The organism is Pseudomonas oryzihabitans (assembly GCF_032027545.1).
Lineage (GTDB): Bacteria > Pseudomonadota > Gammaproteobacteria > Pseudomonadales > Pseudomonadaceae > Chryseomonas > Chryseomonas oryzihabitans_F.
In genome coordinates this window covers 92,208-113,332 of the sequence record NZ_JAVSJB010000001.1, presented here as the reverse complement: position 1 = coordinate 113,332, position 21,125 = coordinate 92,208, and the positions used below count along the sequence as shown (strand labels likewise).

The 21,125-nt window shown below is 66.1% G+C and carries 21 protein-coding genes; 12 read left to right on the top strand and 9 right to left on the bottom strand.

Translation table 11 applies throughout. The features are described 5' to 3' along the window. Positions 1–53: 53 nt before the first annotated feature. From RND78_RS00530 to aroC, 9 genes are all read right to left on the bottom strand, one after another. Positions 54–1,463 carry a circularly permuted type 2 ATP-grasp protein gene (locus RND78_RS00530; RefSeq protein WP_312725146.1) on the bottom strand — a complete coding sequence of 470 codons (1,410 nt, stop codon included), beginning with the start codon at positions 1,461–1,463 and terminating at the stop codon, positions 54–56. A gap of 255 nt (positions 1,464–1,718) precedes the next feature. Then, the gene (locus tag RND78_RS00525) at positions 1,719–2,060 is read right to left on the bottom strand and encodes a ribonuclease E inhibitor RraB (RefSeq protein WP_295460864.1); all 342 of its coding nucleotides are present in this window, start codon (positions 2,058–2,060) and stop codon (positions 1,719–1,721) included. Positions 2,061–2,307: 247 nt separating this feature from the next. After that, positions 2,308–3,159 carry a polyamine aminopropyltransferase gene (gene speE, locus RND78_RS00520; protein ID WP_312725145.1) on the bottom strand — a complete coding sequence of 284 codons (852 nt, stop codon included), beginning with the start codon at positions 3,157–3,159 and terminating at the stop codon, positions 2,308–2,310. Between the two features lie 156 nt (positions 3,160–3,315). Continuing rightward, on the bottom strand, positions 3,316–3,528 hold the full coding sequence (locus RND78_RS00515; RefSeq protein WP_372237634.1) for a PLD nuclease N-terminal domain-containing protein: 213 nt from the start codon (positions 3,526–3,528) through the stop codon (positions 3,316–3,318). Between the two features lie 103 nt (positions 3,529–3,631). Further along, positions 3,632–4,318, bottom strand: coding sequence for an acireductone synthase (gene mtnC / locus RND78_RS00510; protein WP_312725143.1), 687 nt, complete (start codon positions 4,316–4,318; stop codon positions 3,632–3,634). After that, positions 4,315–4,866: an acireductone dioxygenase gene (locus tag RND78_RS00505; RefSeq protein ID WP_312725142.1), complete on the bottom strand. Its 552-nt coding sequence runs from the start codon at positions 4,864–4,866 to the stop codon at positions 4,315–4,317. The genes mtnC and RND78_RS00505 overlap by 4 nt, the downstream gene beginning before the upstream one ends. After that, positions 4,863–5,477 carry a methylthioribulose 1-phosphate dehydratase gene (locus RND78_RS00500; protein WP_059227433.1) on the bottom strand — a complete coding sequence of 205 codons (615 nt, stop codon included), beginning with the start codon at positions 5,475–5,477 and terminating at the stop codon, positions 4,863–4,865. Before RND78_RS00500 ends, RND78_RS00505 begins: the two co-directional genes overlap by 4 nt. A gap of 123 nt (positions 5,478–5,600) precedes the next feature. After that, complete coding sequence (locus tag RND78_RS00495) at positions 5,601–6,764, bottom strand: MFS transporter (RefSeq protein WP_312725139.1); 1,164 nt, start codon at positions 6,762–6,764, stop codon at positions 5,601–5,603. 14 nt (positions 6,765–6,778) lie between these two features. Then, complete coding sequence (gene aroC / locus RND78_RS00490) at positions 6,779–7,870, bottom strand: chorismate synthase (RefSeq protein ID WP_312725137.1); 1,092 nt, start codon at positions 7,868–7,870, stop codon at positions 6,779–6,781. Between the two features lie 132 nt (positions 7,871–8,002). Here aroC and RND78_RS00485 point away from each other — a divergent pair, with 132 nt between their 5' ends. From RND78_RS00485 to RND78_RS00430, 12 genes are all read left to right on the top strand, one after another. Continuing rightward, a complete protein-coding gene (locus RND78_RS00485; protein WP_312725136.1) occupies positions 8,003–8,971 on the top strand; it encodes an alpha/beta hydrolase in 969 nt (322 codons plus the stop codon). 42 nt (positions 8,972–9,013) lie between these two features. Next, complete coding sequence (locus tag RND78_RS00480) at positions 9,014–9,793, top strand: hypothetical protein (protein ID WP_312725134.1); 780 nt, start codon at positions 9,014–9,016, stop codon at positions 9,791–9,793. 139 nt (positions 9,794–9,932) lie between these two features. Beyond that, a complete protein-coding gene (locus RND78_RS00475) occupies positions 9,933–12,305 on the top strand; it encodes a penicillin acylase family protein (RefSeq protein WP_312725132.1) in 2,373 nt (790 codons plus the stop codon). Positions 12,306–12,503: 198 nt separating this feature from the next. Beyond that, positions 12,504–13,700: a CmpA/NrtA family ABC transporter substrate-binding protein gene (locus RND78_RS00470; RefSeq protein ID WP_312725130.1), complete on the top strand. Its 1,197-nt coding sequence runs from the start codon at positions 12,504–12,506 to the stop codon at positions 13,698–13,700. An 11-nt stretch (positions 13,701–13,711) separates the two neighbouring features. Then, on the top strand, positions 13,712–14,284 hold the full coding sequence (locus RND78_RS00465; RefSeq protein WP_312725127.1) for an ANTAR domain-containing response regulator: 573 nt from the start codon (positions 13,712–13,714) through the stop codon (positions 14,282–14,284). Between the two features lie 68 nt (positions 14,285–14,352). After that, positions 14,353–15,597, top strand: coding sequence for a phosphatase PAP2 family protein (locus RND78_RS00460; protein ID WP_312725125.1), 1,245 nt, complete (start codon positions 14,353–14,355; stop codon positions 15,595–15,597). Between the two features lie 268 nt (positions 15,598–15,865). Beyond that, positions 15,866–16,189, top strand: coding sequence for a TM2 domain-containing protein (locus RND78_RS00455; RefSeq protein ID WP_312725123.1), 324 nt, complete (start codon positions 15,866–15,868; stop codon positions 16,187–16,189). A gap of 151 nt (positions 16,190–16,340) precedes the next feature. Further along, positions 16,341–17,582 carry an alanine transaminase gene (alaC, locus tag RND78_RS00450; protein WP_312725121.1) on the top strand — a complete coding sequence of 414 codons (1,242 nt, stop codon included), beginning with the start codon at positions 16,341–16,343 and terminating at the stop codon, positions 17,580–17,582. A gap of 94 nt (positions 17,583–17,676) precedes the next feature. Further along, entirely contained in the window at positions 17,677–17,871 is a 195-nt protein-coding gene (locus tag RND78_RS00445; RefSeq protein WP_312725119.1) for a hypothetical protein, read from the top strand. Further along, on the top strand, positions 17,871–18,626 hold the full coding sequence (locus tag RND78_RS00440) for a hypothetical protein (RefSeq protein ID WP_312725117.1): 756 nt from the start codon (positions 17,871–17,873) through the stop codon (positions 18,624–18,626). The genes RND78_RS00445 and RND78_RS00440 overlap by 1 nt, the downstream gene beginning before the upstream one ends. Before the next feature lie 116 nt (positions 18,627–18,742). Continuing rightward, a complete protein-coding gene (locus tag RND78_RS00435) occupies positions 18,743–19,258 on the top strand; it encodes a DUF4142 domain-containing protein (RefSeq protein ID WP_312725115.1) in 516 nt (171 codons plus the stop codon). 627 nt (positions 19,259–19,885) lie between these two features. Next, positions 19,886–21,097: a nitrate/nitrite transporter gene (locus RND78_RS00430; RefSeq protein WP_312725113.1), complete on the top strand. Its 1,212-nt coding sequence runs from the start codon at positions 19,886–19,888 to the stop codon at positions 21,095–21,097. Positions 21,098–21,125 lie beyond the last annotated feature (28 nt).

Here is a 21,125-nt window from a genome sequence, read left to right as displayed (position 1 = left end):
GCCTTTCGAGAGTCCTTGCGGGGCCGCCGTGGCGGCCACTGATTCATGGCGGTCTAGTCCTGGACCACCCAGGTGTCCTTGGTGCCGCCGCCTTGGGATGAGTTCACCACCAGGGAACCTTCGCGCAGCGCGACCCGGGTCAGGCCACCGGGCACCAAGCGCGTCTTGCGGCCGGACAGCACGAAGGGCCGCAGGTCGATGTGGCGCGGGGCGATGCCGTTCTCGACGAAGGTCGGGCAGGTGGACAGCGACAGCGTCGGCTGGGCGATGTAGGCACTGGGATTGGCCTTGAGCCGGGCCCGGAAGACCTCGATCTCGGCGGCGGTGGCCGCGGGACCGACCAGCATGCCGTAGCCACCGGAGCCATGGACTTCCTTGACCACCAGCTCGGGCAGGTTGGCCAGCACATGGGACAGCTCCTCCGGCTTGCGGCACTGCCAGGTGGGCACGTTGTAGAGGATCGGCTCCTCGCTCAGGTAGAAGCGGATCATCTCCGGCACATAGGGGTAGATCGACTTGTCGTCGGCCACGCCGGTGCCGATGGCATTGGCCAGGATGACGTTGCCCGCCCGGTAGGCGGCCAGCAGCCCAGGGACGCCGAGCATGGAGTCCGGGTTGAAGGCCAGGGGATCGAGGAAGGCGTCGTCCAGGCGGCGATAGATGACGTCGACTTTCTGGAAGCCCGAGGTGGTACGCATGAACACCTGCTCGTCACGCACCAGCAGGTCGGCGCCTTCCACCAGTTCCACGCCCATTTCGCGGGCGAGGAAGGCGTGTTCGAAGTAGGCGCTGTTGAAGCGGCCGGGTGTGAGTACCGCCACCGTGGGGTTGTTCACCGGCGTCGAGCTGCGCAGGGTATCCAGTAGCAGGTTGGGATAGTGATCGATGGGGGCGATGCGCTCGAGGGTGAACAACTCGGGGAACAACCGCATCATCATCTTGCGGTTCTCGAGCATGTAGGACACCCCGCTCGGGGTGCGCAGGTTGTCTTCGAGCACGTAGTAGGCGCCATCGCCATCGCGGACCAGGTCCACCCCGGCGATGTGGGCATAGATGCCGTTGGGCAGGTCCAGCCCCTGCATCGCCAGCTGGTACTGGTCGTTGGCCAGCACCTGCTCGGCGGGGATGACCCCGGCCTTGATGATGCGCTGGTCATGATAGAGGTCGTGGAGGAACAGATTCAGCGCCTGGACGCGCTGGATACAGCCACGCTCGATAATCTGCCATTCGCTGGCGGGAATCGCCCGCGGCAAGGCATCGAAGGGAATCAGGCGTTCCGTGCCCTGCTCGTCGCCATAGAGGGTGAAGGTGATGCCGGCCCGGTGGAACAGCAGGTCGGCTTCGCGACGGCGCTGGGCCAGCAGCTCGGGGGGTGTCTCGCTCAGCCATTTGGCATAGCGACCATAGTGCGGCCGACACTGCGCCTGGACGTCATACATCTCGTTATACAGTGGGCGGCTCATGCCGATCTCCTTATCACTCGCCTAGCGAGCGTCGCAAGCCGCGTGCCAGAGCGCAAGGTGTCAAACCCTGGCCTTTGCCAGCCCAGAGATCCGACTCTGCACCAGATTCAAGCACACTGCATTGCCCGCGCACCGTTACGTTTCGGTGTTGTGGCTAAGACGGTGCGCGCCAAGGAAAGTGCGATGCCAGGCGGGGGGAGGAGCGGCAAAAAGAAACCGGCGCTGCCTCGCGGCAGGCCGGTTGCGGAGAACGGATCAGGCGTGGGTACGGGTGACTTCCTGGGTGACACCCCAGCCGTCCAACTGACCACCAAGCGGTAACACCACGGCTTCGAGGTCGCTTTCGAAATCGTCGATGGTAGCGTGGGTGGCGAACATCACCTTGCTGACCTGCAAATGCCAACCACCGTCCTCATGGGGCATCACCTGGGTGTTGAGTGACTCACCGTGGAACTGGTCCGCCGCCAGGCGGGCCCTGCGTTCGTCGGCGAAGATGGCGAAGAAGTCGATCGGGTGGAAGCGGGCGAAATCGAAACCGCCCTCCTTCATCCGCTGCAGCAAGTTCAAGCTCACATCATCGGCAAACGACAAGGACATAGGACTTCCCTCCTCTGGTTCGGATGATCTTCTCGTCGGAACGTCATACCGACGTCCGTCGAGTCGCGGCTGAGAACTCGAACGGTGCCGCGACCGCCAGGGCTTAGAAGCCTGTTCACGCTCTCGCGAGCTAGCGCCAAACAAGGCGAAAAGGTCTGAGAAAGCGCAGTTTACGAGTGGTAAATGAGCATTTCGAAGGCCTTTTCAACGCCATTTGGCCGACGCGCAGCAGATCGTGGACAGCTTCTTACGCCTTGCCGATGGCCTCCAGCACGTATCGAGGTAGAGCAAAAGCAGCAGCATGCAGCTCCGGAGTGTAGTAGCGAGTCTGGATGCCTGTATCACTGTAGCGCTGCGCCAGGGTTTCGGCATTCTGCCGACGCAAGGTCGTGTCCTTGCTACCCCAGGCGAGGGTCATGACGCCCCCTATGTAGGTAGGCACCGCCGACAAGTAAAAGTGCCAGTCGGCGAACAGCCCGGCCATCCGGCTGGCGGTGGTCTTGACTTCGTCCAGTTGCAGGAAGGGCGTGCCGTTCTGCGCGACCATCACGCCGCCGTCGTTCAGACAGCGATGGCAGGCCTGGTAGAAGTTCTCCGAAAACAGCACTTCGGCCGGACCGATGGGATCGGTGGAGTCGGAGATGATGACGTCGTAGCGCTCGTGGGTGTTGGCGACGAAGTTCATGCCATCGTCGATCACCAGGTTCAGGCGCGGATCCTCGAAGGCGCCGGCCGAATGCCCCGGGAAGAATTGCTTGCACATCTCTACCACCGAGCCGTCGATCTCGACCATGGTGATGTGCTCGACGCCCCGATGCTTGGCCACTTCGCGCAGGATGCCGCCGTCGCCGCCACCGATGATGAGCACACGCTTGGGCGCCGGATGGGCCAGCAGCGGCACGTGGGTAAGCATCTCGTGGTAGATGAATTCATCGGCCTCGGTGGTCTGGATGACGCCATCCAGGGCCATCACCTTGCCCAGCACGGCATTCTGGAAGATCACCAGATGCTGATGTTCGGTGCGCACCTCGTGGAGCAGGCGTTCGACGGTGAATCTCTGGCCGTAGCCGTCGTAGAGGGTTTCCAGGTAGTCGCTCATGTCGCTCTCCGCAGGTGGCCGGCCGAGACAGACAATGCCCGGCCAAAAGCCGGGCATTGTAAGAGCTGGATGTGACAGGCTCCAGCGTCGCACCTGGGGCGACTGAAGAAAGCCGGGCGCTTCCCCGAGAAAGACCCACCCTTTGCGCCGAGGGCGCTAGCCCTTGTGGGTAGGCGCCGTGGCGGATCGATTGCCGCGCGGACCGGCGGCGGCCCAGGCGATGAGGCCGATCACCGGCAGCACGATGATGAGCACCGTCCAGCCGATCTTGGCGTTGTTGGTGCTGTCACTGCGGATGACGTTGACGATGGCCCAGATGTCGAGCAGGAAGACGATGAAGCCCAGTACACCGCCGATGGTGGAATTGATCATGTCGCGACTCCGTTACGAGGACACAGGTCTCGTCACTTGGGACTGGCGACCACGGCGTCGAGTTCGGCCGGCTCGCTTGGCAGCGTGCCGGCCGCCGAACTCAGCCGAAGCGGGCCAGGTCGATGTCGGCGAAGGACGCAACACAGGGATGATCGCCCAGCTGGCCGCCGGCACGGACCAGGCCGCAGGTCGGCAGGCCCGCCTGGCGCGCGGCGTCCAGCTCTTCCACCACGTCGGAGAGGAACAGCAGCTCCGCCGGCTCGTGGGTGGTAGCCGAAGCGATGCGCGCATAGGACGCAGGCTCGCGCTTGCCGCCGGTCAGGGTATCGAAATATCCGGAAAACAACGGCGTGAGATCGCCATGTTCGGAGCAGCCGAAGATCAGCTTCTGCGCCTGCACCGAGCCGGAGGAATAGACGTACAGCGGCAGCCCGGCGGCGTGCCACTGGCGCAGGGCCTGGACAGCGTCCGGATAGACATGCCCCTTGAGCATTCCAGCGCGATAGCCCTCTTCCCACACCTGGCCCTGCAGGGCCTTAAGCGGCGTGGCCTTGCGGTCGGCGGCGATCCATTCCAGCAGGATGCCGATCACCCGCCCCAGGTCGGCGTCCAGCTCCCCGGCCTCGGCGCGCACGGCGTCGAGCTGTTCGGCCACCGCGGGTTCCTGGGCATGGGCGCGGACATAGGCCGGCAGATGTTCGCGGGCATAGGGAAAGAGCACGTCGAAGACGAAGCTCACGGCGCTGGTGGTGCCCTCGATGTCGGTGAGGATGCCCTTGATGGTCACGCCTCGACCTCCAGACGCGGGAAGCGCCGGGCGATGTCGACACCGGTGAAGTGGGCGACCCAGCCGTCGGGATTGTCGAACAGGCGGATGGCGACGAAGGACGGCGACTCGCTCATGTCGAACCAGTGCGGGGTACCGGCCGGCACCGAGATGAGGTCGTTCTTCTCGCAGAGCACGGCGTAGACGTGATCGTCGATATGCAGGGTGAAGAGGCCCTGGCCGGCGACGAAGAAGCGCACCTCGTCTTCGTTGTGGCGGTGCTCTTCGAGGAACTTGGCCCGCAGCGCCTCCTTCTGCGGATGCTCGGGATGCATGCTGATGACGTCGACGGTCTGGTAACCGCGCTCCTCGATCAGGCGGTCGATCTCCGGCCGGTAGGCGGCGATCACCGCCTCCTGGCTGGCGCCGGGCGCTACCGGGGCGGTGGCCTGCCAGCGCTCGAAACGCACCCCGACCTCGGCCAGGGTAGCGGCGATGTGCTCGCCGTCGCTGATCACCTTCAAGGGTTGGTTGGGTTCGGCATCGTGGTAGACGGTCAGTCGGCTCATGCTCGCAGGCTCCGGGTCTTGAGTTCGCACTCGAAGAGGAATTCGAAGGCTTCCACGTGACGCAGGGCATCGGCCATGCGTGGCCCCCAAGTATAGAGGCCGTGACCGCGGATCAGGTACCCCACGCAGTCGGGATGCACGTCGAGCCAGGTCTGCACCTGGTCGGCCAGGCGCGGGATGTCCTGGTCGTTGTCGAAGATCGGTACCTCCACCCGCACCTCGTGGGTGGTGACGCCATGCAGGGCCTTCTGCAGCTCGTAGCCGTCCAGCAGCAGACGATCTCCCTGCAGCTCGCGGGAGAGCACGGTGGAGTTCACGGAATGGGTATGCAGCACGGCGCCGATCTCGGGTTGCCAGCGATAGAGCTGGGTGTGCAGCGCCGTCTCCGCGGAGGGCTTCTTCGCCTCCAGCGGGGTACCGTCGAGATCGGTGGCGAGGACGTCGTCCAGCTCGAGCTGGCCCTTGTGCTTGCCGGAGACGGTCAGCAGCAGACGACTGTCGGACAGCCGTACCGAATAGTTGCTGCTGGTGGCCGGCGACCAGCCGCGGCCATAGAGGAAGCGACCGGCGTCGATGATTTCCTGGGCCAGTTGCTCACGCTGCTGGATCATGGACGGTTCTCCTAGGTTCTGTACGAAAAGTCGCCGAGCGACGGTCAGGCGAGGCGAAAAATGCTGAGGAAGCGGAGTTTACGACTGGTAAATGAGCATTCCGAAGCGTTTTTCAACGAAGCATCACCGAGCGCAGGCACTTTTCGTGCTGGACCTAACGGACAAGAGGATGAGGAAGGCGCCCACCAACGCCGCCAGGCTGGCGCCTACGAAGGCTGCGAGGGCGCCGGACACCTGCCAGGCATAGCCAGCATACAGGGCGCCGAGCGCACCGCCAGCCCCGGAAAGCGCCGCATAGAGCGACTGCGCCTGTCCCTGGCGACGGCGATCGAAATGGGATTGCACGAACTGGATGGCAGCCGCGTGGAAGCAACCGAAGGTAGCCGCGTGCAACAACTGGGCGAACAGCAGTACCCCGAGCTGGTCGGCCAGGGCGCCCAGCAGCAGCCAGCGTCCGGCAGCGATCAGGAAGGCGGCGATCAGCAACCTGGACAGGGCGATCCGCGCCAGCAACTGCGGCATGACCAGGAAGATCACCACCTCGGCGATCACGCCCAGCGACCAGAGCTGGCCGATGACGCCGCGGCCATAGCCCAATTCTTCCAGGTGCAGGGTGAAGACGGTGTAGTAAGGGCCGTGGGACAGCTGCATCAGTGCGGCCGCCACGAAGAAGGCCAGCACCCGGGGCTGGCGCAGGGTGGTCAGGAAGGGCTCGGCCGGTGGCTCGGGGCGCTGACCGGGGTCCACCTTCACCCCGGGCACCGCGAGGGACGCCAGCAGGATGATCGCCATCACCAGCAGCAGGTAGGCGGGATAGAAGTCCAGACTGACGAACTCGAAGGCACAGCCAAGCCCCGCCACCGCGGCGATGAAGCCGACGGAGCCCCAGAGGCGGATCCGTGCGTAGCGCTGCGGCTGGTCGCGCAGATGGGCCAGGGTGATGGCTTCGAACTGCGGCAAGACGGCGTGCCAGAAGAAGGCATGACCGGCCATGATCAGCGCCAGCCAGGCGAAGCCCTGGCCAAGGTAGATGCCGGAGAAACACAGCAGGGTGCAGGCAGCGCCGAGGCGGACGATGCTCAAGCGGCGCCCCGTGCGATCGGCCAGCCAGCCCCAGAGATTGGGCGCCAGCACCCGCATCAGCATGGGGATGGCCACCAGTTGGCCGATGGCGCTACCGGAAAAGCCCAGATGGTGGAAGTAGAGTCCGAGGTAGGGGGCAGTGGCCCCCAGCAGTGCGAAGTAGGCGAAGTAGAAGCCCGACAGGCGCCAATAGGGAACCGGCATCGTCCGCCCGAAAATCAGAGTTGCGGCAGCACAGGCGTATTGACCCGCACCTCGGCGTTCTGCGCGCGATGGCGCAGCAGGTGATCCATCAGCACCAGGGCCATCATGGCTTCGGCGATGGGCGTGGCGCGGATGCCCACGCAAGGATCGTGGCGGCCCTTGGTGATGACATCGACGGCATTGCCGTGCACGTCGATGGAGCGGCCCGGGGTGGTGATGCTGGAGGTAGCCTTGAGTGCCAGGTGGGCGACCAGGGGCTGGCCGGAGGATATACCGCCCAGCACGCCACCGGCATTGTTGGTCAGGAAACCTTCCGGGGTCAGCTCGTCGCGGTGCTCGGTGCCGCGCTGGGCGACACTGGCGAAGCCGGCACCGATCTCCACGCCCTTCACGGCGTTGATGCTCATCAGCGCATAGGCCAGCTCGGCATCGAGGCGGTCGAAGATCGGCTCGCCCAGGCCCGGCGGCACGCCGTCGGCAACCACGCTAATGCGCGCACCCACCGAATCCTGGTCGCGGCGCAGCTGGTCCATGTAGGCCTCAAGCTCCGGCACCTTGCTGGGATCGGGGCTGAAGAAGGCATTCTCTTCCACGCTGTCCCAGGTCTTGAAGGGAATTTCGATGGGGCCCAGCTGGCTCATGTAGCCGCGCACGCGGATACCCTGGGTGGCCAGGTATTTCTTGGCGATGGCACCGGCGGCCACGCGCATGGCGGTTTCCCGCGCCGAGCTGCGACCGCCGCCGCGGTAGTCGCGCAGGCCGTACTTGTGGTGGTAGGCGTAGTCGGCGTGGGCCGGGCGGAACAGGTCCTTGATCGCCGAGTAGTCCTTGGACTTCTGGTCGGTGTTACGGATCAGCAGGCCGATGGGGGTGCCGGTGGTGACCCCTTCGAAGACCCCGGAAAGTATCTCAACCTCGTCCGCTTCCTGGCGCTGGGTGGTGTGACGGCTGGTGCCGGGCTTGCGCCGGTCCAGGTCGCGCTGCAGGTCGGCGGTATCCAGCGGCAGTCCGGGCGGGCAACCATCGACGACGGCGACCAGCGCCGGCCCATGGCTCTCGCCGGCGGTGGTGACGGTGAACAGCGTGCCGAGGGTATTGCCGGACATGCGAAGGCTCCGCGCTACGGGTGAAAGTGGATGCAACTTAAGTTGGGCGATTTTACACGAGTCGTTGTCTTTTAAACGGATTGTGTGCGGGATAGGCCCCACACGCCCTGTTCTTCCGGTGCTCTCGTCCTCATGCGTCTGCTGTTTTCGATCCTGCTGAGTTTCGCCCTTCCCTCCCTCGCCAAGGCGGCCGATCCGGTGCTGTACCGTCCTATCCAGCTCGATACCGGCAGCGGTGTGCTCCAGGGCAGCCTGATCCTGCCGCGCAGCGAGCGGCCGCAACCAGTGGTGCTGTTCGTCTCCGGTTCTGGGCCTACCGACCGCGACGGCAATGGTCCCGGTGCCCGCAACGCCGCCCTGCAGCGGCTGGCAGAGGCGCTGGGCAAGCGCCGCATCGCCAGCGTGCGCTTCGACAAGCGTGGCGTCGCGGCCAGCCGCGGGGCCGAGCCGGACGAAAGCCATCTCAGCGTGGAGCGCTACGTCGCCGACCTGGTCGCCTGGATCAGGGTGCTCAAGGCCGATCCGCGCTTTTCCCGGGTGATCCTGCTCGGCCACAGCGAGGGCGCCCTGATCGCCAGTCTCGCTGCCGACCAGGTACCGGTCGCCGGAGTGGTGACCCTGGCCGGCAGCGGGCGCCCCATCGACGTGGTGCTGCGCGAACAACTGGCCGGCAAGCTGTCGCCCGCCGCTTTGGCCAGCGCCCAATGGATCATCGACCAGTTGCTGCGTGGCACCCCGGTGCCCGAGGTACCGCGCGAGCTGCTGGTGCTGCTGCGTCCCAGCGTGCAGCCCTACCTGATCTCGCTGTTCCGCCAACATCCGGCCCAGGCTTTCACGGCCATCCGGGCGCCGGCGTTGATCGTCCAGGGCACCCATGACGTGCAGGTGGACGTCGAGGATGCCCAGGCGCTCAAGCGCGCCAAGCCGGACGCCGAACTGGCCATCATCCCCGGCATGAATCACGTCCTGCGCATCGCCCCGGCGGACTTCCGGGCGCAGTTGCCCACCTACGACGATCCCGATCGACCGCTGGCCCGTGAACTCATCGAACGGGTGGCTAATTTCGTCGAACGCTCAGGTTCCGCAGGCCCCGGCCGATAAGCCGGCAAAGGCGCCCAAAGGCGCACCACCTGGAGCCTGCCCGTGGAAGCCCCCGAACAAGAATCGCCGCCCGTCGAAGCCGCTCCCGTCGAGCCCCATCCCTGGGCCGACCTGCCACCCGAGCGGTTCCAACTGCTGCGGCTGATGCCCCTGCCGGTGGATCGGCGGGTCGGCCCGCGGCCGCTACGCTTCGTCCAGCTCGGCCTGGTGGAACGCCACAGCGCGACGGAAAGCCTGCTGCGGCTGACGGTGCAGATCCCTGGCCAGTTGCTGCACCGGGAGGTGAATGTGCTGGAGGTCTGGGTCGACCATCAGCTCGACGAAGTGCGCCTCGGCCCGGAACGCGGTCTGCAGGTCGAACCCGAGGAGCGCGGCCTGGGCCGTTTCCTGCTCGCGCGCGCGGCGGCCTGGGCCAAGCCGCGCTGGGGCCACTATGCCGTGCGCGACCTGCCGCTGGCGCGCCGCGATGCCCTCGACGAAGAGAGCCGCACGCGCCGTGATCACGTCCTCACCAGCCAGGGCTTCGTCGTCGAGGCGGCGGCCGACAACGAGCGCCAGTTGCTCTGCCGGGCCGCCCGGGTCAGCCAATTGCGCGAGGACTGGAATACCGACAAGGTGCAGCTGCTGTCGCTACTGGATGGCGCCACCCTGCTGGAGCAGTGCGACCGCGCCATCGACGAGCGCGACGCCAGCCTGCGCCAGCTGGAGGATCGTATCGCCCTCTATCGCCGCGATGACGTCTCTCTGAGATTCGCCATAGGCTGCCTGGCGGTGTTCTGCCTGTTCCAGGCAGCCCTGCTGATCTGGATGGCGTTGCGCTGAGCGCGTCCCATGGTGGTCGGCCAAGCACGTTCATCGAGCCGGCCATAGCTACCGACCAGCGTCGGCGGACTTGCCCCCGACGTGGACCCTGCTAACGTAGCGCACCCTTGGTATCCACCCACCGGAGTGCCCGCTCTTCATGGTCTCGTCCCTTCGTCTTCGCCAGCGCGCGCCCCTGCGCCTCGCCACCCTCGGGCTGCTGGTCTCCCTCGCCGGCTGCCAGTACTTCGCCGAGGAGTCGCCGACCCGTGGCCAGCCGCAACTCAAGGGCAGCCTGCCGCTACGCGGCCTGGCGCAGACCGCCTCGGTGCGGCGCAACGCCGAAGGCCAGCCGCTGATCGAGACCACCACCTTCCACGACGCCCTGTTCGCCCTGGGCTACGTCCACGCCAGCGAGCGCCTGGCGCAGATGATCGAGCTGCGGTTGCTGGCCCAGGGCCGGCTCGCCGAAGCCTATGGCGACAGCCGGCTGGATACCGACCGCTTCATGCGTGCCGTGGACCTGCGCAAGGCGGCCCAGGTGGCCTTCGCCAACGCCTCGCCGCGGCTGAAGACCTTCTTCGAGGTCTATGCCCGCGGCGTCAACGCCTATCTCTACCGGGCCGGCGAGCGGGTCGAACTGGGCGGGCACGACTATCGCGCCGAATACTGGAAACCCGAAGACAGCGCCCTGCTCTTCGAACTGCTGAACTTCGCCCAGGCCGTGGACCTGCGCAAGGAGACCGCGGCCCTGGCCCTGGCGGCCCAGGTCGGCCCCGAGCGCCTGGCCTGGCTGCTGCCCACCTACCCCGACGAACCCCTGCCCGAGGAGGAGACCGCCAAGCTGCGCGGCCTGAACCTGCGCGGCCAGGTCCCCGGTCTCGATGCCTTGCTGGACGTCCAGCGTCAGCTCGCCCAGCTCGCTCCCTTCGGCGGCCCTACCGGCACCGCCTGGGCGGCGACGCCCGGCCATACCCGCAGCGGCCGCAGCCTGCTGGGCGTGGACAAGGTCAGCGCCTTCAATGGCCAGTCGCCCTTCACCCTGGTAACCCTGCGCGCGCCGCGCTTCGAAGCGGTGGGTACCAACCTGCCCGGCCTGCCGCTGCTGCTGGATGGCTACAACGGCAAGCTGGCCTGGGGCGCAGCCACCCTGATGGGTGATAGCCAGGACCTCTACCTGGAACGCCTGCAACGCCAGGGTGGTCGCCTGCAGGTGCAGAACAACGGCCAGTGGCAGCCCGCCAGCGAGCGGGTGGAAACCTTCTTCGTCCGCGGCGAGAGGCCGCGCCGGGAAACCCTCTACAGCAGTCCACGCGGCCCGCTGCTCAACCTGGCGCTGGCGCCGGACGCCAATGGCTACGGCCTGGCCCTGCGCAGCAGTCGCCTGGAAGCCGACAAGAGCCTGGATGCCCTCTTCGACCTCTCGCGCGCCAAGGACGTGGAACGGGCCTTCGAACTGGCGCGGGACCTGCGCGCCAGCGACTGGAACCTGGTGTTCGCCGATGCGGAGCACATCGGCTGGCAGGTGACCGGTCGCTACCCCAACCGGCGCAGCGGCCTGGGCCTGTTGCCTTCGCCTGGCTGGGACGAGCGCTACGCCTGGGACGGCTACGCCGACCCCATGCTGCACCCCTACGACCAGGACCCCGCCCAGGGCTGGCTCGGCACCGCCAACAACCGGGTGGTGCCGCGTGGCTACGGCATGCAGCTCTCCAGTAGCTGGGCCGGCCCGGAGCGTCAGGAGCGCCTGGCGCAACTGGCCGGCCGCTCCGCGCGTCTGGACTCCCGCGATGCCATGGCCCTGCAGCAGGACCAGACCACCACCCTGGCCGCCAAGCTGAAGACACAACTCGGCGCCCCCGGCTTTGCCGCTCCGCTGCACCAGGCCATCGCCGCGCTGCCCGCCGACCAGCGCCGCGCGGCAGAAGAAACCCTGAGCCGCCTGCTGGCCTTCGATGGTCGCCTGGCAGCCAGCTCGGCCGATGCGGCGATCTACGAGACCTTCCTCCAGGTCCTGGCCGAGCAGACCTTCGCCAAAGCACTCGGAGGGAGCGACAGCCCGGCCTGGCACGCCTTCACCACGCTGAGCGATACCGGCTACAACCCCATCGTCGACCACCTGCTGGCACGGGACGACAGCCCCTACTGGGGCGACGGCCCCCAGGCAGGCAAGCCAGCCGTCTTCGCCCGCGCGCTGGCCGCCACCATCGACCGCTGCGTGGCGCAACTGGGCAGCGACCGCGCCACCTGGCAGTGGGGTCGCCTGCATCGCCTGGCCGGTGCCGCCTCCGGCGGCGATGCGTCCACCCTGGACCTGACCGCCAGCCACTGGGGCGGCAACCAGCAGGCCTGGCTGGCACCGGCCCTGCGCCTGGTGGTGGATTTCGGTCTGACCGAACCGCTGCAGGCAAGCCAGGCCGGCACCGCGGGCAATGGCTGGAGCAAGGGGCAGTACCAGAGTCTGCCGCTGCAACCGCAGAATCTGGACCGCATCTATGGCCGCGACCGACTGCTGTTGCTTCCGCAGCGGTGAAGACCCGTGATGAACCCGCGCCACGTCGCGGGTTCATCACTTCGCAGCGGACACTGGACGAGACGACCGCTGCAGGACCTGGATAGCGCCCTCGCGGGGTTCGCGCCTCTCACAAGGCTTGACGCTGCCCGCGTGCCTGTCACCACAATGATCCACGAAAGGTCGCGTGAACACCCAAAGACAGCCGCCGGAGACCCCATGCCCGCCTCGTCCCCTTCTTCTGCCGCTCACCTCTGGGTCGCCGGTTCGGATGCCCCGGAGAGGCCCGAACTCAACCTGGGCTTCCTGCCGCTGAGCGACGCCGCCTCGCTGATCGTCGCCGCCACCCAGGGTTTCGGCGAACCCCATGGTCTGACCCTGCACCTGCACCGCCAGCCGTCCTGGTCCGCCCTGAGAGACAACCTGCTCGGCGGCCGCCTGGATGCCGCCCATAGCCTCTACGGCCTGGTCTACGGCATTCAGCTGGGCCTGGGCGGCGCCCCGGCGACCGACATGGCGGTGCTGATGGGCCTGGCGCAGAACGGCCAGAGCATCAACCTGGCCCGTAGCCTGGCGCTGGCGGGCGTAACGGACATCGCCTCCTTCGTTGCCCGTGTCCGCGAGCCCGGCGCCCAGCCGCTGACCCTGGCGCACACCTTTCCCACCGGCACCCACATCTTCTGGCTCTATTACTGGCTGGCCGCCCAGGGCATCCACCCCCTGCGCGACGTGCGCACCGTCCTGGTGCCGCCGCCGCAGATGCCGGAGCACCTGGCCGCCGGCCGGGTGGACGGCTACTGCGTGGGCGAGCCCTGGGGCGCGGCCGCGGTGGCCGGTGAGCAAGGCTTCACCCTGACCACCTCCCAGGCCATCTGGCCGGATCATCCGGAAAAGGTGCTGGCCTGCACCCGCGCCTTCGCCGAACGCTATCCCAACACCGCCCGGGCGCTGATCCGGACCCTGCTCGATGCCAGCCGCTTCATCGAGGAAAACGCGGAGAACCGTGCCAGCACCGCCCAGCTCATCAGCGGCGCGGCCTACGTGAACGCCGAGCCGGCACTGGTGGCCGAGCGCTTCCTCGGCCGCTATCAGGATGGATTGGATCACCAATGGGAAGATGCCCACCCCCTGGCCTTCCATCGGCAGGGCGCGGTCAACCCGCCCTATCTCTCCGACGGCCTCTGGTTCCTCACCCAATTCCGTCGCTGGGGCCTGCTGCGCGAAGATCCGGACTACCTGGCCATCGCCGAGGCGGTGCAGTGCACCGCCCTGTATCGTGACGCTGCCACCAGCCTGGGCCTGGACGTGCCGGCCAGCCGGCGCCACAGCGTCCTGCTGGATGGACGCGCCTGGGACGGCAGCGATCCGGCCGGCTATGCCCGCAGCTTCGACCTCCACGCCCTCGCCGACCACTAGGGAGAACGACCTTGCGCATCCTGCTCATCGACGATACCCCCAAGAAGGTCGGGCGGCTGAAGACCGCACTGATCGAAGCCGGCTTCGACGTCATCGAGGAGTCCGGCCTGACCATCGACCTACCGACGCGCATCGAGGCCTTGCGGCCGGACGTCATCCTGTTCGATACCCAATCCCCCGGCCGCGACGTCATGGAGCAGGTCTGCCTGGTCACCCGCGACCAGCCCCGGCCCATTGTCATGTTCACCGACGAGCACGATCCCCAGGTGATGCGCCGGGCCATCCAGTCCGGGGTGAGCGCCTATATCGTCGAGGGCATCCAGACCAGCCGCCTGCAGGCCATCATCGACGTGGCCCGGGCGCGTTTCGAAACCGACCAGGCCCTGCGCGCCGAACTCCAGGCCCGTGAGCAGCAGTTGCTGGAGCGCAAGAAGATCGACCAGGCCAAGGGCTTGCTGATGAAGATGCGCGGCTGCAGCGAGGACGAGGCCTACACCCTGATGCGCCGCCAGGCCATGAGCAAGCAGCAGAAGCTGATCCAGGTAGCCGACCAGATCATCGCCATGAGCGAATTACTGGGCTGACACACTCTGTAACATTCTGGCAATCAGCGCCGCGGAGACTGGAGCAAATTCTCCCGGAGAGCCCTAGCATGCGCCTTGCCATCCTCGCCCTTGCCTGCGGGCTGCTGCTCACGCCCATGACCCAGGCGGCCAGCACCCAACCCCAGGCCTTCCTCACCAACCTGGAGCGGGCCGGCAAGACTGGACCCTTCGCCCAGCTGGAACAGCGTCAACGGGAACTGCTGGTGCAGCGTCTGCGCCAATCCGCCCAGCCCTTCGACCAGAAGGGCATCGAGCACGTCCACCAGGACGCGCCCCTGGCGGACGACACCTGGCTGACCGCCCAGGGCTACGACTTTGCCAAGGAGCAGTTGCAGCAGGCCGACATCCAGGTGCTGGAAGGTTTCCGCCAGGTGCCCGCCAGCCTGCTGGCGGCCAGTACCGCTACCGTCGCCCGCATCAATCACAGCGCCTCACCAGTGCTGCAGGATCGCGCGGTGCTCGACGCCGACGGTATCGCCTTCCTCTACTACCTCGCCGACGCCCTGGGACCGCGCCTGGGCCAGGCCTTTCTCGACACCTACGAGCGTGGCGACCTGGGCAAGGCCGCCGCCCTGATCAAGGCGTCGGAGGTGAGCACTGCGCCGGCCAAGAAGTACTTCGATTATCCACGTCCCTTCCTGCTGCCGGACAAACCGGTGACCCTGGTGCCGGATCGCGTGGTGGTGGGCGATGGCAAACCCTATGTCGCCTCGGCCGGCGCCTTCCCCAGCGGCCATAGCACCGTGGGCTACACCGATACCCTGCTGCTCGCCGCCATGCTGCCCGAGCGGGCCCCGGCGCTGATTGCCCGCGGTGCCGGCTACGGCTACTCCCGGCAGGTGCTCGGGGTGCACTATCCGCTGGACGTCATCGGCGGACGCATGATCGCCCAGTACAACGTCTCCCACTACCTGGCCGATCCGGCCTACCGCCGCCTGTTCGACGAAGCGCGGGAGCAACTGCGCACGGCGCTGACCAAGGCCTGCGGTGTGGCGCTGGCCCAGTGCGCCGCGAGCACCCCGGCCGATCAGGACCCCTGGAACAGCCGCGCGGCCTTCGCCTTCAATCATTACACTCTGACCTACGGCCTGCCCACTGCCGCTGCCGCCACCCAGCCGGTCCAGGTCCCCGAAAACGCCCCGGTCATGGCCGTGGCCATGGCCCCGGGACTCGACGCCACCACCGCGCAAAAACGCCTGGCCAAGCCCCACGGCGTCGCCGAACTGGGCCTGGACCCGGCGCATGCCCAGTGGCAACGGTTGGATCTGCTGGAAGCCATTCATCAGCCCTGAGAACCTGTTCACGATCTGCTGCGCGTCGGCCAAACGGCGTTGAAAAGCCCTTCGGAATGCTCATTTACCACTCGTAAACTCCGCTTCCTCAGGCCTTTTCGCCTTGTTTGGCTCTAGCTCGCGAGATCGTGAACAGGCTCTGAGTGACCAATGATCTGAACGCCAGACAATAGCGGCAGGGACGCCAGTTCGGGCACGTGGCAGGGGACGGAGAAGAGTGTCAAAATCCGCCCTCCACGGACTCGCTCAACCAAAAGGACTTATGCCCATGAGCTCGCTGCAAGCCGAAATGCTGGTCGAACAAAAGGTCGCCAACGCGCGCAAATCCACCGGGGCCGCCTATGTCATCTGGTTCTTCCTCGGCATACTCGGCGGTCATCGCTTCTACCTCGGCCACAATGGCAGCGCCTGCGTCATGCTGGTGCTCTGGTTGATCGGTTGGGTCACCTTTTTCATCCCCTGGATCGTGACCGGCATCTGGTGCCTGGTCGATGCCTTCCTCATCCCCGGCATGATCAAGGAGCATCAGGACAAGGTGCGCCAGCAGGCACGTCTGGAAGTCGCCGTACTGCAGGGCAACCCATCGCTCTGATAGTGGCCGGGGCGCTCGGCACGAGCTGAGCGCTCCGCTCGATTTTTTCCTCGACAAGCGCAGCGACCTGCGGCTAATGTCCGCGGCAGGTCACCTCCTGTGACCCACGTCGCTCGGACGGTTCCGGGCGCTTACGTACTTCGAGGAACGCATGACTGACTCCAGTCCCGTGCGCCGCTTTGCGCGCATCGATCGCCTGCCCCCCTACGTCTTCAACATCACCGCCGAACTCAAGATGGCCGCGCGCCGTCGCGGTGAGGACATCATCGACCTGTCCATGGGCAATCCCGACGGACCCACTCCGCCGCACATCGTCGAGAAACTCTGCCAGGTCGCCCAGCGCGAAGACACCCACGGCTATTCCAGCTCCAAGGGCATCCCCCGCCTGCGTCGCGCCATCTCCCACTGGTACCGCGACCGCTACCAGGTGGAAATCGATGCCGACAGCGAAGCCATCGTCACCATCGGCTCCAAGGAAGGTTTGGCGCACCTGATGCTGGCCACCCTGGATGCCGGCGATACCGTGCTGGTGCCCAATCCGAGTTATCCGATCCACATCTACGGTGCGGTGATCGCTGGCGCCCAGGTGCGCTCGGTGCCCCTGGTGCAGGGCATGGACTTCTTCGCCGAACTGGAAAGAGCCATCCGCGAGAGCATTCCCAAGCCGAAGATGATGATCCTCGGCTTCCCCTCCAACCCCACCGCCCAGTGCGTGGAGCTGGATTTCTTCGAGCGCGTGGTGGAACTGGCCAAGCGCTACAACGTGCTGGTGGTGCACGACCTGGCCTATGCCGACATCGTCTTCGACGGCTGGCAGGCGCCCTCCATCATGCAGGTGCCTGGGGCCAAGGACATCGCGGTGGAATTCTTCACCCTGTCCAAGAGCTACAACATGGCCGGCTGGCGGATCGGCTTCATGGTCGGCAATCCCGAACTGGTCGCCGCACTGGCGCGGATCAAGAGCTATCACGACTATGGCACCTTCACCCCCCTGCAGGTGGCGGCCATCGCCGCCCTGGAAGGTGACCAGCAGTGCGTGCGCGATATCGCTCAGCAGTACCAGCAGCGCCGCGACGTGCTGGTGCGTGGCCTGCACGAAGCCGGCTGGATGGTGCAGAATCCCAAGGCCTCCATGTACGTCTGGGCGAAGATTCCCGAGCCCTATGCCCACCTGGGGTCGCTGGAATTCGCCAAGAAGCTGCTGGCCGAGGCCAAGGTCTGCGTCTCGCCGGGGTTGGGCTTCGGCGACTACGGCGACGACCATGTGCGCTTCGCCCTGATCGAGAACCAGGACCGCATCCGCCAGGCCGTGCGCGGCATCAAGCAGATGTTCCGCACCGATGGCCTGCTGCCCAAGGCTGCGACCCGTAAGTCCGGGATCGAATCGGCGTGAAGCCCCGCCGCGCCGGCGACCGGCGGCGCGGCGAATTCTTGCCGGTTCTGGTGTTCCAAGCTATAAGCGCCTAGTGCATCCCCGGGATATCGTCATGCTAAAAGGCCTGTTCAACCTGCTCAAATCGCCCTCCGCGGACGAGCTCAAGCTGGCCGCGAGCATCAACAATTCCTACAAATCCATGCGCGTCGTCGGTCGCGGTACCGTGCGCATCGATCCAGCGGAAGTCTTCGACTCCCCCGAGTTCAAGGAAGACCTGGCCCGCGCCCGGCGCCTCATCGAACTCTGATGTTCCTGCTGCTGCTCCTGCCCATCCTGGTCAGCGGCTTTCTGGTCTGTCACAAACATCCGCTCTACTTCTATCGCCTGCATCGCTACGAGGGCCAGTACCTCTACTTACAAAGCGCTCGCTTCGGTCTTTTTTGCACGCTGCTCGCCGTCGCCCTTCACCTGGGCATCGCCCAGCTCCTGCAGGAGCGCATCTGGTCGCTGGGCGGTTGGCACTTCTCGCTCGACTATTTCACTGGCCTCGCCGAACTCCTGCGCCGTACCGGCACCTTGGACGATCCGCTGCAAGCCGCCTGGATCCTGCTGGTGACGGTGACCGCACTGGTCGTCCCCAGTGCCTGGGCGGCATTGGCGCGCTTCACCATCCTGCGCAAGTATGGCCTGACGGAAGACAACTACCGCACCTTCATCCTCGCCGGCATCCTCAAGGACAGCCCGCTGGATGACCTGCTGATGACCGCCTCCATCAACAAGGAGACTCTGATGCTCACCCTGGAGGAGCGCAAGGTGTACGTCGGTCGCATCACTACGCTGGGCGAGCCGAGCGAAACGGAAGGGGCAGACCAGGACGTCTGCATCAAGCCGATCATGAGTGGCTACCGCGACAAGGACAAACTCTGGGTGACCTTCACCACCCACTACGCCGACAAGGGCAAGGACATCTACCTGACCCTGAAGCAGAGCCAGATCGTCTCGGCCACGCGCTTCGATTTCGACGCCTACGAGGCGTTTCGCTCAAGCGTAAGCCGCGGCTGACGCGGCTTTCAGGGGCTCCCCAAGGGAACGTATGACTTTTTAGGCAGGTCCCATTTGCAATGGCGGACACCCGGAGGTGCCGCCTTTCATTCTGCCGAGAAATCAGGAGCACCCCCATGACGCCCATGCTGAAGAAAGCCTCCAGCCTGTCCCTCGCCATCCTGCTGGCCGCCGGTGCCAGTCTGGCCCAGGCCGCCGACAAGCTCTCCCCGGCCCAGTTCGTCGACGACGCCTCGGCCAAGGGCATCGCTGAAATCGAAGCGGGCAAGCTGGCGCTGGACAAGAGCCAGTCCCAGGACATCAAGACCTTCGCCCAGCAGATGATCGATGACCACACCAAGGCCAACGAGCAACTGAAGAGCCTGGCCCAGCAGAAGAAGCTGGAGGTTTCCAGCGACGCCGAGCTGATGGACAAGGCCAAGGCCATGATCCTGCAGGTACGCGATGACTCCTTCGACCGCTCCTATGCCAACAACCAGGTCGTGGCCCACGAGCAGACCATCGCGATCTTCCGCAGCGAAGCCCAGACCGGCAAGGATGCCGAGCTGAAGGCCTTCGCCGAGAAGACGCTGCCGGCGCTGGAGCATCACCTGAAGCAAGCCAAGGCGCTGCAGACCAAGTACGCCAAGTAATACCTGGAAAGGCCGTAGGAGCGCCGTTCTCCACACTAGGTGGCCATTATCGTGCAGCTAGGGGCCTATCGCGGCCATGGGCCGCTCCTACAGGTCTCGACCTCATTCGTAGGAGCGGCCCATGGCCGCGATAAGGGCCTTTCAGCAGGCACCGAGGCGTGACAGTCGGTCCGCAGCCTTTCCATCGGGGCTTCGTGGCGAAGGCCCCGCTGCTCTACAAAGCGCCAATAGAGGGCAACCTCCGGCGGCAGCGCCCGATCATTGTGCAGCACTTGTCTTGGCTGAACGCTGCCAGTGCCATGAAGTCCAGCGACCAGCGGGCTTAGAACCTGTTCACGATCTGCTGCACATCGCCCAAACGGCGTTGAAAATGACTTCGGAATACTCATTTACCTCTCGCAAACTCCGTTTCCCCAGCTATTTTCGCGGGGCCGCCTAGGCCTCGTTTAGCTCTAGCTCGCGAGATCGTGAACAGCTTCCTAAGTAACTTGGCGTCGCTCTTGCAAAGCATCCGGTAGCGGTGGCCAACGGCGGTCACCTCAACCGACAAAGGCGTCAGTTCACCTCCCGGCAACGGGGCGGGTGACTGGCGCCTTTTTCATGCCTGCGATGTGCCCGAGGTGCCCCATGAGTCCCAGTTTCTGGAAAGCCGGCCATGCGCCGACCCTGTTCGCCGCCTTCCTCTACTTCGACCTGAGTTTCATGGTCTGGTACGTGCTCGGCCCGATGGCGGTGCAGATCGCCACCGACCTGCAGCTGACCACCCAGCAACGCAGCATGATGGTCGCCACGCCCATCCTCGCGGGTGCGGTATTGCGGCTGATCCTCGGCTTCGTCGCCGACCGGCTGTCGCCCAAGACCGCCGGCATCATCGGCCAGGTGGTGGTGATCCTGGCGCTGCTGGTGGCCTGGCAACTCGGCGTGCACAGCTACGAGCAGACCCTGCTGCTGGGCCTGTTCCTCGGTTTCGCCGGCGCCTCCTTCGCCGTGGCACTGCCGCTGGCGTCCCAGTGGTATCCGCCGCAGCACCAGGGCAAGGCCCTGGGCATCGCCGGGGCCGGCAACTCCGGCACGGTGTTCGCTGCCCTCTTCGCCCCGGCCCTGGCCAAGGCCTTCGGCTGGACCAATGTGTTCGGCTTCGCCCTGGTCCCGCTGGTATTGACCCTGGTGGTCTTCGTGCTCTGCGCCCGCAATGCCCCGGAGCGGCCGGCGCCCAAGACCCTGGGCGACTACGCCCGCGCCCTGGGTGATCGCGACAGCTGGTGGTTCATGTTCTTCTACAGCGTGACCTTCGGCGGCTTCCTGGGCCTGGCCAGCACCCTGCCCGGCTACTTCCACGACCAGTACGGACTGGATCCGGTGGTGGCCGGCTACTACACCGCGGCCTGCGTCTTCGGCGGCAGCCTGATGCGTCCCCTGGGGGGCGCCCTGGCTGACCGTATCGGTGGCATCCGCGCCCTGCTCGGCATGTATACCGTGGCCGCCATCTGCATCGCCGCGGTGGGCTTCCACCTGCCCAGCGCCATGGCCGCCCTGGCCCTGTTCGTGGTCGCCATGCTCAGCCTGGGCGCCGGCAACGGCTCGGTGTTCCAGCTGGTGCCCCAGCGCTTCCGCAAGGAAATCGGCGTCATGACCGGCCTGATCGGCATGGCGGGCGGTATCGGCGGTTTCGCCCTCACCGCCGGCCTGGGCGCGGTCAAGCAGGCCACCGGTGACTACCAGCTCGGCCTCTGGCTGTTCGCCGCCCTGGGTATCCTCGCCTGGTTCGGCCTACTCAGCGTCAAGCGCCGCTGGCGCACTACCTGGGGCTCGGCGGCGGTCACCGCGGCGCGGGTCTGAGACCCTATTCAAAGCCTGCTGCGCGTCG

Excerpts from the sequence above, each read along its gene's own strand:
- RND78_RS00530 (WP_312725146.1), bottom strand. The coding sequence starts at position 1,463 with ATGAGCCGCCCACTGTATAACGAGATGTATGACGTCCAGGCGCAGTGT.
- RND78_RS00525 (WP_295460864.1), bottom strand. The coding sequence starts at position 2,060 with ATGTCCTTGTCGTTTGCCGATGATGTGAGCTTGAACTTGCTGCAGCGG.
- speE (WP_312725145.1), bottom strand. The coding sequence starts at position 3,159 with ATGAGCGACTACCTGGAAACCCTCTACGACGGCTACGGCCAGAGATTC.
- RND78_RS00505 (WP_312725142.1), bottom strand. The coding sequence starts at position 4,866 with ATGAGCCGACTGACCGTCTACCACGATGCCGAACCCAACCAACCCTTG.
- RND78_RS00500 (WP_059227433.1), bottom strand. The coding sequence starts at position 5,477 with ATGATCCAGCAGCGTGAGCAACTGGCCCAGGAAATCATCGACGCCGGT.
- RND78_RS00495 (WP_312725139.1), bottom strand. The coding sequence starts at position 6,764 with ATGCCGGTTCCCTATTGGCGCCTGTCGGGCTTCTACTTCGCCTACTTC.
- aroC (WP_312725137.1), bottom strand. The coding sequence starts at position 7,870 with ATGTCCGGCAATACCCTCGGCACGCTGTTCACCGTCACCACCGCCGGC.
- RND78_RS00485 (WP_312725136.1), top strand. The coding sequence starts at position 8,003 with ATGCGTCTGCTGTTTTCGATCCTGCTGAGTTTCGCCCTTCCCTCCCTC.
- RND78_RS00475 (WP_312725132.1), top strand. The coding sequence starts at position 9,933 with ATGGTCTCGTCCCTTCGTCTTCGCCAGCGCGCGCCCCTGCGCCTCGCC.
- RND78_RS00470 (WP_312725130.1), top strand. The coding sequence starts at position 12,504 with ATGCCCGCCTCGTCCCCTTCTTCTGCCGCTCACCTCTGGGTCGCCGGT.
- RND78_RS00460 (WP_312725125.1), top strand. The coding sequence starts at position 14,353 with ATGCGCCTTGCCATCCTCGCCCTTGCCTGCGGGCTGCTGCTCACGCCC.
- RND78_RS00455 (WP_312725123.1), top strand. The coding sequence starts at position 15,866 with ATGAGCTCGCTGCAAGCCGAAATGCTGGTCGAACAAAAGGTCGCCAAC.
- alaC (WP_312725121.1), top strand. The coding sequence starts at position 16,341 with ATGACTGACTCCAGTCCCGTGCGCCGCTTTGCGCGCATCGATCGCCTG.
- RND78_RS00445 (WP_312725119.1), top strand. The coding sequence starts at position 17,677 with ATGCTAAAAGGCCTGTTCAACCTGCTCAAATCGCCCTCCGCGGACGAG.
- RND78_RS00440 (WP_312725117.1), top strand. The coding sequence starts at position 17,871 with ATGTTCCTGCTGCTGCTCCTGCCCATCCTGGTCAGCGGCTTTCTGGTC.
- RND78_RS00435 (WP_312725115.1), top strand. The coding sequence starts at position 18,743 with ATGACGCCCATGCTGAAGAAAGCCTCCAGCCTGTCCCTCGCCATCCTG.
- RND78_RS00430 (WP_312725113.1), top strand. The coding sequence starts at position 19,886 with ATGAGTCCCAGTTTCTGGAAAGCCGGCCATGCGCCGACCCTGTTCGCC.